7 protein-coding genes are annotated in these 12,521 nt (G+C 61.7%); 6 read left to right on the forward strand and 1 reads right to left on the reverse strand.

The features are described 5' to 3' along the window. The first annotated feature begins 189 nt into the window (after window positions 1–189). The 6 genes from aroB to hemE all read left to right on the forward strand — a co-directional run bounded on the left by aroB (window position 190) and on the right by hemE (window position 11,239). Window positions 190–1,278, forward strand: coding sequence for a 3-dehydroquinate synthase (aroB, locus tag Q7L05_RS15300; RefSeq protein ID WP_303908637.1), 1,089 nt, complete (start codon window positions 190–192; stop codon window positions 1,276–1,278). Continuing rightward, window positions 1,275–2,429, forward strand: a complete 1,155-nt coding sequence (locus Q7L05_RS15305; RefSeq protein ID WP_303908640.1) for a deoxyguanosinetriphosphate triphosphohydrolase — start codon at window positions 1,275–1,277, stop codon at window positions 2,427–2,429. Before aroB ends, Q7L05_RS15305 begins: the two co-directional genes overlap by 4 nt. Before the next feature lie 631 nt (window positions 2,430–3,060). After that, window positions 3,061–3,312, forward strand: a complete 252-nt coding sequence (locus Q7L05_RS15310; protein WP_303908645.1) for a WGR domain-containing protein — start codon at window positions 3,061–3,063, stop codon at window positions 3,310–3,312. A 210-nt stretch (window positions 3,313–3,522) separates the two neighbouring features. Further along, complete coding sequence (gene gltB / locus Q7L05_RS15315) at window positions 3,523–8,058, forward strand: glutamate synthase large subunit (RefSeq protein ID WP_303908648.1); 4,536 nt, start codon at window positions 3,523–3,525, stop codon at window positions 8,056–8,058. A 289-nt stretch (window positions 8,059–8,347) separates the two neighbouring features. Next, window positions 8,348–9,754 carry an FAD-dependent oxidoreductase gene (locus tag Q7L05_RS15320; RefSeq protein ID WP_303908651.1) on the forward strand — a complete coding sequence of 469 codons (1,407 nt, stop codon included), beginning with the start codon at window positions 8,348–8,350 and terminating at the stop codon, window positions 9,752–9,754. A gap of 417 nt (window positions 9,755–10,171) precedes the next feature. Next, on the forward strand, window positions 10,172–11,239 hold the full coding sequence (gene hemE, locus Q7L05_RS15325; protein ID WP_303908653.1) for a uroporphyrinogen decarboxylase: 1,068 nt from the start codon (window positions 10,172–10,174) through the stop codon (window positions 11,237–11,239). 127 nt (window positions 11,240–11,366) lie between these two features. Here the strand turns inward: hemE and Q7L05_RS15330 are convergent, their stop codons facing one another. Further along, entirely contained in the window at window positions 11,367–11,957 is a 591-nt protein-coding gene (locus tag Q7L05_RS15330; protein ID WP_303908656.1) for a PEP-CTERM sorting domain-containing protein, read from the reverse strand. Between the last annotated feature and the right edge of the window lie 564 nt (window positions 11,958–12,521).

Here is a 12,521-nt window from a genome sequence, read left to right on the forward strand (position 1 = left end):
CTTCGTTCCTCAGCACCAACCTACATTTTGGAGCCCATTGCTATTCTCGGACAGGGTCTCGCCCTCGCCCTCGCGCTCGCCCTCGCCCCTCGCCACTCGCAACTCCCCATTCCCCATTCCCCATTCCCCATTCCCCATTCCCCATTCTGATCCGGTACAATCAAAGCCCCTGACGTCGAAACCACTCCCATGAAGACCCTGCATGTCGATCTGGGGGAGCGCAGCTACCCCATCCATATCGGTACCGATCTCCTTGGCCGCCCCGAGCTGGTGGCGCCTCATGTGCGCGGCAGCCAGGTGATGGTGGTGACCAACGAGACCGTCGGGCCGCTCTACCTGGAAAAGACGCTGCAGGCCTTCGCCGCATTCGAAACCGGGCATGTGGTGCTGCCCGATGGCGAGCAGTACAAAACCCTGGAGACGTGGAACCGGATCTTTGACGCCCTGCTGGAGCGCCGCTTTGATCGTCGCTGTACCCTGGTGGCGCTCGGCGGGGGTGTGGTGGGCGACATCACCGGCTTTGCCGCGGCCTGTTACCAGCGCGGGGTCGATTTCATCCAGATCCCGACCACCCTGCTCTCCCAGGTGGACTCCTCCGTGGGGGGCAAGACCGGTGTCAACCACCCGCTCGGCAAGAACATGATCGGTGCCTTCCATCAGCCCCGCTGTGTGCTGGCCGATACCGCCACGCTAAAGACGCTGGATAGCCGGCAGTTGGCCGCCGGTATCGCCGAGGTGATCAAGTACGGGCTGATCAATGATCCGGAATTCCTCGCCTGGCTCGAAGAGCACATGGAAGCCCTGACCGGGCGGGAGCCGCAGGTCCTGGCCTTTGCCATCGAGCGCTCCTGTGCCGACAAGGCAGTGGTCGTGGCACAGGATGAACGGGAGGCCGGCAGTCGCGCCCTTCTGAATCTGGGGCATACCTTCGGTCATGCCATCGAGACCGGCATGGGCTACGGGCGGTGGCTGCACGGTGAAGCAGTCGCAACGGGAATGGTGCTCGCTGCCGAACTCTCGGAGCAACTGGGCTGGATCGACTCTACGCAGGTGGAAAGGGTCCGTGCGCTGATCGCACGCGCCGGATTACCCGTACAGGCCCCCGCCGAACTGAGCGCCGATCGATTCCTGGAGCTGATGGCCGTGGATAAAAAGGTGATCGGGGGCAAACTGCGGCTGGTCCTGATGAAGGGACTTGGTCAATCCGTGGTCACCGACCGTTTCGATCCCGCCGATATCCGTGCCGTCATCGAGGCGCACCACGCGCGGGCCGCATGACCGACAGGCTCGCTCCCTACGCCGCCAGCGACGAGCGCTCCCGCGGGCGCCGCATCCCGGAGTCGCTGCCCCAGTACCGGACAGAATTCCAGCGCGATCGGGATCGCATCATTCACTCCTCGGCCTTTCGCCGCCTGGAGTACAAGACCCAGGTCTTTATCAACCACGAAGGCGACATGTTCCGGACCCGCCTGACCCACTCTATCGAGGTGGCGCAGATCGGCCGTACCGTCGCCCGCGCTCTGGGCCTCAATGAGGCACTGGTCGAGTCGGTGAGCCTTGCTCACGATGTCGGCCATACGCCGTTCGGCCATGCCGGACAGGACACCCTCAATGAGTGCATGACCGGGTACGGCGGCTTTGAGCACAACCTGCAGTCGCTGCGGGTGGTGGACGAACTGGAAGAGCGTTACGCCGAATTCAACGGACTCAATCTCACCTTCGAAACCCGCGAGGGGATCCTCAAGCACTGTCCGAAGAGCCGGGCCAAGGCGCTGGGTGAGGTGGGTGAACGCTTCCTGAAGGGCGGCCAGCCGAGCCTTGAGGCGCAAATCGCCAATGTGGCCGACGGTATCGCCTACAACAACCACGACGTCGATGACGGACTGCGGGCGGGTCTGATCGGCGTCGAACAGCTGTGTGAGACCACCTTCTTCCGCGAAGAGTACGAGGCGGTGATCGCCGCCTACCCGGATCTGCCCGGCAGGCGTCTGGTGTATGAAATCGTGCGGCGGATGATCGGTCGCCAGGTAGTGGACCTGGTGGAGAGCAGCAAGCTCCGACTGACCCGGGCCAACCCGGCGGATATCGAGGCCGTTCGCGGCGAGAGCCAGCCGCTCATCCGTTTCAGTGACGGCATGCACCAGCGGCATCAGGAGCTGAAGCGCTTTCTGTATCACAATCTATACCGCCACTACCGCGTGCACCGCATGATGGTCAAGGCGCAGCGGGTGATGCGCGAGCTGTTTGCCGCATTCCTGGAGGATGTGCGCCTGCTGCCGCCCCCCTATCAGGCTGTCGTGAGCCGCCTCGAGGTCGAACAGGGCCTCCCCGGCCGCGCCCGGGTGGTCGCCGATTACATCGCCGGCATGACCGACCGCTTCGCCCTCGCCGAACACCGTAAACTGTTCAGTCCCCCGGAATTGACCTGAATACGTGTTCCAAATCGGTGTCCCTGCATGTAGGAGCGACGGAAGTCGCGAAATGCCGAATCGCGGCTTCCGCCGCTCCTACAGGTATCTCGGTATCACCAAAGGAGCGTGTTGGACGCTATTTCCCGCATGGACCACCAGGCCCCCGGCTCCTGGACAGCGGGCGGGCCCGGGCGGCATACTGCGCTATTCTCCCGCCGATAAACGGGGCTACCGGATAAGGCTGTGGCCTTTGGCGCGTCTGCTATCCCGAGGTGCTCGGGTGCAGCGGGCGCGAAATACAGGTTGAAAGCGGCCAGGAGCCTGTCCGGGAATAGCGACCGTCACGAGGGTAAGATTGATTGAGTCAGATTTTTCGGTCATTTGAGGCGAATACGACTGCATGGACGCAGTCGTTAGAGCGACGTATGCCGACAGGGATGACGGCAGGGATGACGGCAGTAGAGAATGTCAGGAACCTATTCTCGAGGAGCCAAAGCCGAGTGGTTCTATTTAACGAAAATGAGCGGGAAATCTGGCCAATCAGGCTTGGCCGCACGACTCCATGGATGGAGGAGTTAGAGCGAAGCAGGATGCCCGAGCCGAGTAGGTCAGTCTATTCTCGGACAGGCTCCTAGTCCCCGGTACTTCCATGCGTATTTACCTGCAGACACCGGTTTCCGACGAGCGCCCGCCGCGCTTTTATCACCTGTTTCTCCAGGAAGATTTGCTGGAGGGCTGGACGCTGGTGAGAGAGTGGGGATTCCAGGGTTCGCCCGGGCGCATCAAACGCGACCACTTCAACTCCTATGATGGTGCCGAGGATGCGCTGTTGAAGCATCGCGACAACCAGCTCGGTCGTGGCTACCGGGTCATGTTCCAGCAGGGGGCGCAGCCCGGGTGACGGGTATCGCCGAGTGCCGGCCCCTCCCCTTGGCCGGCACTGGCCCTGCAGGGCGCTTCTGGCACCAGCGTGCCGGGACCGTTGCCGATAAAAACGCTACCTCCTGGATTTAGCGCCACCGCCTTGGGCAGTTACCCCATTTGAAGAGTTTCATGGCCGGCAGTATACTGCTTGGCCATTTTGCCTACGCTATACGGCATCCTCGGAGCCATGCAAAGAAAAACGCCGGATACGATCGTGAACCAGGCAGCCAATAACTCGAAGGGGCTCTATCGCCCCTCCTTCGAAAGAGACAATTGCGGCTTCGGCCTGATTGCCCACATGGACGGCGACGCCAGCCATTGGCTGGTGAACACCGCCATCGACGCCCTCTCGCGCATGACGCATCGCGGTGCGGTTGCGGCGGATGGCAAATCGGGTGATGGATGCGGCCTTCTTCTGAAAAAGCCTGATGGCTTTCTGCGCGCCGTTGCGGCCGATTCCGGTTTCCAGCTGGCGGAAAACTATGCAGTCGGCATGGTATTCCTGAGCCGCGATGCGGTGCAGCGTGATGCCGCCAGGGCAAGAATCGGCGAGGCCCTGCAGACGCAGGAGCTCACCGTCGCCGGTTGGCGGGAGGTGCCGGTCGATCCGCAGGCCTGCGGGCCCGAGGCGCTGGAGTCGCTGCCCGACATCGAGCAGGTGTTCGTCAATGCCCCCGAAGGTATGGACGGGGAAACCTTCGAACGGAGCCTGTTCATCGCCCGTCGTCTGGCAGAAAAGGCCGTAGGCGCGGAGGATGAGGCCTTTTACATCCCCAGCCTCTCCTCACAGGTGCTCTCCTACAAGGGTCTGGTGATGCCGGCCTACCTGCCGGTGTTCTACAGGGACCTGAACGATGAGCGCATGGCCTCGACCATCTGCGTCTTCCACCAGCGCTTCTCGACCAACACCCTGCCCGAGTGGCGCCTGGCTCAGCCGTTCCGCCATCTGGCCCACAACGGCGAGATCAATACCGTGCAGGGCAACCGCAACTGGTCGGTGGCCCGTGCAGCCAAATTCGAGACACCGTTGATCCCGGATATGGAGGCGGTGCGTCCGCTGGTCTCCATGGATGGGTCCGACTCCAACAGCCTCGACAATATGCTCGAGGCGCTGCTCGCCGGCGGGATGGACATCTTCCGCGCCATGCGCCTGCTGGTGCCGCCCGCCTGGCAGAATATCGAGCACATGGACGCCGACCTGCGCGCCTTCTACGAGTACAACTCCATGCACATGGAGGCGTGGGATGGCCCGGCCGGTATCGTCCTCACCGACGGCCGCTACGCCGCCTGCACCCTGGACCGCAACGGCCTGCGCCCGGCACGCTGGGTAATCACCAGGACGGACAAGGCGGGCGATCCCGCTTCCGGCGATTACACCGGCTGTGTGATTACACTGGCCTCCGAGATCGGCGTGTTCGATTACGAGCCGGCCGATGTGCTGGCCAAGGGGCGCCTGAAGCCGGGTCAGATGCTTGCCGCCGACACCGACACGGGCAGGCTGCTGCTGCCGGCCGACGTGGACGGCATGCTCAAGTCGCGCCAGCCCTACAAGCAGTGGATGCGCGAGCACGTCCGCCGTCTGGAGTCCAAACTGGACAAGCGGGCCGACGGTGAGGCCGACCTGGATGATGGTCAGGTCAAGACCTATCAGAAGATGTTCCAGGTGACCTTCGAAGAGCGTGAAGCGGTACTGCGCCCGCTGGCCGAGGCCGGCCAGGAGCCGATCGGTTCCATGGGTGACGATACCCCCATGCCGGTGCTCTCCACCCGGGTGCGCTCGCTGTACGACTACTTCCGTCAGCAGTTCGCCCAGGTCACCAATCCGCCCATCGATCCGCTCCGCGAGCAGATTGTGATGTCGCTGGAGACCTGCCTGGGTCGTGAGAAGAACATGTTCGAGGAGACCCCGGAGCATGCCGCGCGTCTGTTGGTGGATTCGCCGATCCTCTCCCGCGCCAAGTTCCGGAAACTGCTGGCCGCCGATGGTGGTGAATACCGGCACGAGATCATTGACCTGAACCATAGCGAGGGCATCGACCTCAAGTCGGCCATCGAGGCGGTCACCGACAAGGCCCTCCAGGCCGTCGAGGATGGCAAAACCGTTCTCGTGCTCACCGATCGGTTCATCGAGAAAGGCAAGTCGACCATCCACGCCCTGCTGGCCACCGGCGCCGTCCACCATCGGCTGACGGCGGAGGGACGCCGCTGTGACGCCAATATCGTGGTCGAAACCGGTACCGCACGTGACTCGCACCACAGCGCGGTATTGATCGGCTATGGCGCCACCTGCGTCTATCCCTATCTCGCCTTCGAGACTTTGCACGACATGGTCCGCACCGAAGAGCTGAAAGGAAAAGACCCGGTCAAGCTCTCCGAGGCCTACCGCAAGGGCATCAACAAGGGCCTCTACAAGATCATTTCGAAGATGGGTATCTCCACCATCGCCAGCTATCGCGGTGCGCAGCTGTTCGAATCGGTGGGCCTCTCGGACGAGGTGGTGGACCTCTGCTTCAAGGGCACCACCAACCGGATCCAGGGGACCAACTTCGCCGATCTGGAGTCGGATCAGCAACTGCTGGCCAAGCAAGCGTGGAACCCCCGCAAGGGTATCCAGCATGGCGGCCTGCTCAAGTATTGGCATGATGGCGAGTATCACGCTTACAACCCCGACGTAATCCACACGCTGCACAAGGCCGTGCGCTCCGGAGACCAGGCCGACTATCAGATTTACGCCGACTTGGTGAACAAACGCCCGATCGCCTGTATGCGGGATATGTTCCGGCTGCGCGACGACATCGAGCCGATTGCGCTGGACGAGGTGGAGCCCGTCTCCGAGATCGTGCGCCGCTTCGACTCTGCGGCCATGTCGCTGGGGGCGCTGTCGCCCGAAGCCCACGAGACCCTGGCCCAGGCCATGAACCGTCTCGGCGGCCGCTCCAACTCCGGCGAAGGTGGTGAGGACCCGGTCCGTTTCGGCACCGACAAGGTCTCCAAGATCAAGCAGATCGCCTCCGGCCGCTTCGGCGTTACCCCCCACTATCTGGTCAATGCCGAGGTGCTGCAGATCAAGGTCGCCCAGGGCGCCAAGCCCGGTGAAGGCGGTCAGCTCCCAGGCCACAAGGTCAATGAGCTGATAGCGCGCCTGCGCTACTCGAATCCCGGTGTCGCGCTGATTTCACCGCCGCCGCACCATGACATCTACTCCATCGAGGACCTGGCGCAGCTGATCTTCGACCTCAAGCAGGTCAATCCGGACGCCATGGTCTCGGTGAAGTTGGTGGCGGAGGCTGGCGTCGGCACCATCGCCGCCGGTGTCGCCAAGGCCTATGCCGATCTCATCACCATCTCCGGTTACGATGGCGGTACCGGCGCCAGTCCGCTCACCTCGGTCAAGTACGCCGGTTCCCCCTGGGAGCTGGGCCTTTCGGAGACTCACCAGATCCTGCGTGCCAACAACCTGCGCGACAAGGTCCGGGTGCAGACCGACGGCGGCCTGAAGACCGGCCTGGATGTGATCAAGGCGGCCATCCTCGGTGCCGAGTCGTTCGGCTTCGGTACCGGTCCCATGGTGGCCATCGGCTGCAAATACCTGCGCATCTGTCACCTCAACAACTGCGCCACCGGTATTGCCACCCAGGACAAGACCCTGCGTGAGGAGCATTACGTCGGTGAAGTGGAGATGGTCACCAACTACTTCGGCTTCATCGCCGAAGAGGTGCGCCAGCTGCTGGCCCGGCTGGGCTGTCGTACGCTTACCGATCTCATCGGCCGTACGGACCTGCTGGAGATCCTGGAGGGTGTGACGCCCAAGCAAAAACGGCTGGACCTCAGGCCTGTGCTGTCCGATGGCGGCGTTTCCGCCGACAAGCCGCGGTACTGCGTGGCGCCTAAAAACGAGCCGTTCGATCGTGCCGAGCTGGCCGAGCAGATGGTCAAAGACGCGCTGCCTGCCATCGAAGGCAAGACGGGCGGTGAGTTCCGTTACGGCGTCAGGAACGTCAATCGCTCGATCGGTGCGCGCCTCTCGGGTGAGATTGCCCGGCGCCATGGCAACCAGGGCATGGCGGATAGCCCCCTGGTCCTGCGCCTGACCGGCACCGCCGGACAATCTTTCGGCGTGTGGAACGCCGGTGGCCTGCACATGCATCTGGAGGGTGATGCCAACGATTACGTGGGCAAGGGCATGACCGGCGGCAAGCTGGTGATCCATCCGCCCAAGGACAGCCGCTTCCGATCCAACGACACCACCATCATCGGCAATACCTGTCTCTATGGTGCCACCGGCGGCAAGCTGCTTGCGGCCGGTCTGGCCGGTGAGCGGTTCGCCGTTCGCAACTCCGGCGCCCACACCGTCGTCGAAGGGATAGGCGATCACGGCTGCGAATACATGACCGGCGGCGTGGTCACCGTTCTCGGTGACACCGGCGTCAACTTCGGTGCGGGTATGACCGGCGGCTTCGCCTTTGTTCTGGATGGGCACAACAGCTTCGTGGACCGTTACAACCACGAACTGATCGATATCCATCGCATCGGCAGCGAGGAGATGGAAGGCCCGCGGGAATTTCTCCAGTTCCAGATCGAGGAGTTCGTAGCCGAAACCGGCAGTGCCTGGGGCAGAGAGATCCTGGATAACTTCTCCGATTACGTGGAAAAGTTCTGGCTGGTCAAACCCAAGGCCTCCGAAATCGCCACCCTGCTGGATACCCTCGAGCAGGCGGCTTGAAGGGTATTAACCGCAAAGACGCAAAGAACGCAAAGAAGCTTTGATTCAGGCAGCCTTTGCGCCGATTGCGGAAACGGGATGGTCCGGCGGCTCCGGCCGCCTCAGCACGTAGGGTGGATTAGCGGCGCACCGGCACGCGCTGGACGAATGCACCTCGGTTTATGCGCCGCGTAATCCACCACCGCGGGAAGGGCCGAGGCTCGGAGGTCTGAGCCGTAGAGGTATGCATCGGGAAAACCTTTGCGTTCTTTGCGCCTTTGCGGTGAATCAATTAATTCGGAATTGAACCATGGGTAATAACTTTCAGTTCATTCAGGTACCGCGTACCGACCCCGAGAAGAAGCCGGCGGAGGTACGGGTCAAGGAATACCGGGAGATCTACGGGCAGTTCGACCAGGTGTCGGCCGCTCAGCAGTCGGATCGCTGCCTGTCATGCGGTAATCCCTACTGCGCCTGGAAATGCCCGGTACACAACTATATCCCACACTGGCTGCAGCTGGTGGAAGAGGGCAACATCACCCAGGCAGCGGAGCTCTCCCACGCCACCAATACGCTGCCCGAGGTGTGCGGGCGCGTCTGCCCCCAGGATCGCCTATGTGAAGGGGCGTGCACCCTGAATGACGGCTTCGGCGCAGTCACTATCGGCGCCGTGGAGCGTTACATTACCGACACCGCGTTCGCCATGGGCTGGCGTCCGGACCTCTCTGAGGTCAAGGATACCGGCAAAAGGGTGGCCGTGATCGGTGCCGGTCCCGCGGGGCTTGGCTGCGCCGACGTGCTGACGCGTAATGGGGTCAAACCGGTGGTATTCGACCGTAATCCGGAGATCGGCGGTCTGCTCACCTTTGGCATTCCCGAATTCAAGCTGGAAAAAAGCATCATGACCCGCCGTCGCGAGGTGTTCGAGAGAATGGGCGTGGAGTTCCGGTTGAACATGGAAATTGGCAAGGACATCCCGTTCGAGGAGCTGCTGGACGAATACGACGCGGTTTTCCTGGGCATGGGTACCTACACGTTCATGAAAGGCGGCTTTCCCGGGGAAGATCTGCCCGGTGTCCATGAGGCCCTCCCGTTCCTGATTTCGAACGTCAAAAACTGCCTCGACATGCTGGAAGAAGACGAGACGTTCGTCTCCATGAAAGACCAGCGTGTGGTGGTCCTCGGCGGTGGCGATACCGCCATGGATTGTAACCGCACCTCGATTCGACAGGGCGCGAAGAGCGTCACCTGTGCCTATCGTCGTGACGAAGCCAACATGCCGGGTTCCAAGCGCGAGGTGGCCAACGCCAAGGAAGAGGGCGTGAAATTCCAGTACAATCGTCAGCCGGTGGAGATTATCGGCAAAGACAAGGTGGAAGGGGTCAAGGTCGTCACCACGCAGTTGGGCGCGCCGGATGAACGCGGCCGCCGTCGGCCGGAACCGGTGGTCGGCTCCGAAGAGGTGATCCCTGCCGATCGCGTCATCATCGCGTTCGGCTTTCGCCCGAGCCCGGCGCCATGGTTCGAGGGTGCCGGCATCGAAGTGGACGAAAGCGGCCGGGTCAAGGCTGCCGAGCAGCAGGACTACAAGAAACAGACCAGTAATGAAAAGATTTTTGCCGGCGGCGACATGGTCCGTGGCTCCGATCTCGTGGTCACCGCCATCTGGGAAGGCCGCAAGGCCGCCGAAGGGATCCTGGATTATCTGGAAGTCTGAAAAGATTGACCGCTAAGGACGCGAAGAGCGCTAAGGCCGATCCTACGGATGGCGTGTCACACTTGGCGGCAACCATTCGGGAGTGCGGATTCGTAAGTATCTGTTTTCTCCAGGACGAGCGGAGTAAACAATCAAGTCCTTTGCGTATCTTGGCGCTCTTTGCGGCTAATAGCCCTTTCATGTCTGAACTGAAGTTTGAAAAGATTAACCGCTACGGACGCGAAGAGCGCTAAGGCTGATCCTGCGGATGGCGTGTCACACTTGGCGGCAGTCCTTTGCGTATCTTGGCGCTCTTTGCGGTTAATAGTCCTTTATGTCTGAAGAGTGCATGACTCGATAAGCTCTGTTTTCTCCGGACGAGCGGAGCAATTAAATCCTTTGCGCAACTTGGCGCTCTTTGCGGTTAATGGCCCTTTTATGTCTGAACTGAAGAACGATCGTTTTCTGCGTGCGCTGGCCCGTCAGCCGGTGGATGTGACGCCGGTGTGGATGATGCGCCAGGCGGGGCGTTATCTGCCGGAGTATCGGGCGATTCGGGAGAAGGCGGGCAGCTTCCTGGATCTCTGCACGAATCCGGAGTTGGCCTGCGAGGTGACCCTTCAGCCGCTGGAGCGTTTCCCGCTGGACGCGGCGATCCTCTTCTCGGACATCCTCACCATTCCCGACGCAATGGGTCTCGGTCTCTATTTCGAAAGTGGCGAGGGTCCCAAATTCGAACGGCCGATCCGCAGCGAGACGGATGTTAACCAACTGCCCGTGCCGGACCCCGAGGATTCGCTCCGTTATGTGATGGATGCGGTGCGGGTGATTCGTCGCGAGCTGAACGGCCGCGTTCCGCTTATCGGTTTCTCCGGCAGCCCCTGGACCCTGGCCACCTACATGGTCGAGGGCGGCTCCACCAAAGACTATGCCCGCGTCAAGGGCATGATGTACGACCGCCCGGACCTGATGCACCGGCTCCTCGAGAAGACCGCCGATTCGGTGACCTCTTACCTCAACGCCCAGATTGCGGCCGGTGCTCAGGCGTTGCAGATCTTCGATACCTGGGGCGGCGTTCTCACTCCACGCGATTACCAGGAATTCTCCCTGCGTTACATGAAGCGCATTGTCGAAGGCCTCACCCAGGAGTCGGAAGGCCGGAAGGTGCCGGTTATCCTCTTCACCAAAGGGGGTGGCCAGTGGCTCGAGGATATCGCCGCCACCGGCTGTGATGCCGTCGGCGTGGACTGGACTACGGATATGGGCGAGGCCCGTCGCCGCGTGGGTGACCAGGTGGCACTGCAGGGCAACATGGACCCATCCGTTCTCTATGCCTCACCGGAGCGCATCCGCAAGGAAGTGGAGGTGATTCTGGAGAGCTACGGGCCCGGAGAAGGACATATCTTCAATCTCGGCCACGGTATCCATCAGCATGTCGAACCCGACCATGCAGCCGTCTTCGTCGAGGCCGTCCACGAACTGTCGGCCAAATATCATCAGGGTTAGCAGCCGGTCGGGCGTCCGATAATTCCCGCTTTAACGAGCCACAGGGCGGGATCGCCCGCCCTGTGCGGCGCACTGGCCTCGCCGCGTGCACCGGGACGGCCTCTGGCCGGCCCGATGCATCGAGAGCTCAACCCGCGGCAGTAACCGGGAACGCTCCGCTGTCCCTGCGCCGACGGCGCAGCAGGCCCAGTCCGGCGAAGCCGGCTGCGAGCAGGACCAGACTGCCCGGTTCGGAAACGGAGACGCTGTTCCCCTCTCCATCGGCCCACAAGCGGGACTCCAGTGTCGGCGTGGAGGGCATCGTGGACATGGTGCGGGTGCTGTCGCCGAATTGGTAGACGAGATTGCCTCCCGACCATTCGATCCAGAGTGAATCGAACCACCGCTCGCCTTCCCCTACGGTGAAGTCGTACGACAGTTTGTCGAATTCGTTTGCACCGCTGTTCACGGGATTGGGACCGTTATAGTAGTCCCGGATATTCTCGCCCCCGGAAGCAAATCCTTCGGTAATATCGGCGTCGCCGGTAATCGTCACGTCGCTGGCGACATTTCTGGCGTCGAAGCCCCACAGTCCCAGATAGTTGCCGTTGCTGAGCTGGTAGACCTGTTGGCTACCACCGCCTTCGACCTGCAAGTCGATAATCGCCGCATTGGCGCCTGATGCCATTGCTAATGCTGCTACTGTGCCGGTGAGGTGCCAAATTCCCTTTATCTTCATGCGGTTTCTCCCTGGTAGCACGTTATTGAATCAGCCGCGGTACTGCGACTAACGACAGTCTAAAAGATCGATAGGCGGTCCGATATAGGGTCAATCCCTACTCTCGGCTACGGGAAAGCAGTAGATCGAGCCGAGCCCCGGCGACGAAGTAATCTGGTGCCCTAACAGCGAGATTGCCGCGTCGCTGAGGCTCCTCCTGATGAACTTGCCGTCGCTGTATGCGAGGAGCCTAGGCGACGCGGCAATCTGGTACTTGGCACTTCGAGATAGCTTCGTCGCTGAGGCTCCTCCTGATGAACTTCCCCCCGCTGTCATTACGAGGAGCCCCAGGCGACGATGTAATCTCCTGCTCCCAAACCCCAGATTGCCGCGTCGCTGTGGCTCCTCCTGATGAACTTGTCCTCGCTGTCATTGCGAGGAGCCTAAGCGACGACGTAATCTCCTGCTCCCAAACCCCAGATTGCCGCGTCGCCGGGGCTCCTCGCAATGACGGCTAAAGGTTCGTCACCGATTCGGGCCTGCGCAGCAGGAAGTACGGCTCGCAATGACGGCTGAACGTTCGTC

The organism is Thiohalomonas denitrificans, from assembly GCF_016841685.1.
GTDB classification, from domain to species: Bacteria; Pseudomonadota; Gammaproteobacteria; order Thiohalomonadales; family Thiohalomonadaceae; genus Thiohalomonas; species Thiohalomonas denitrificans_A.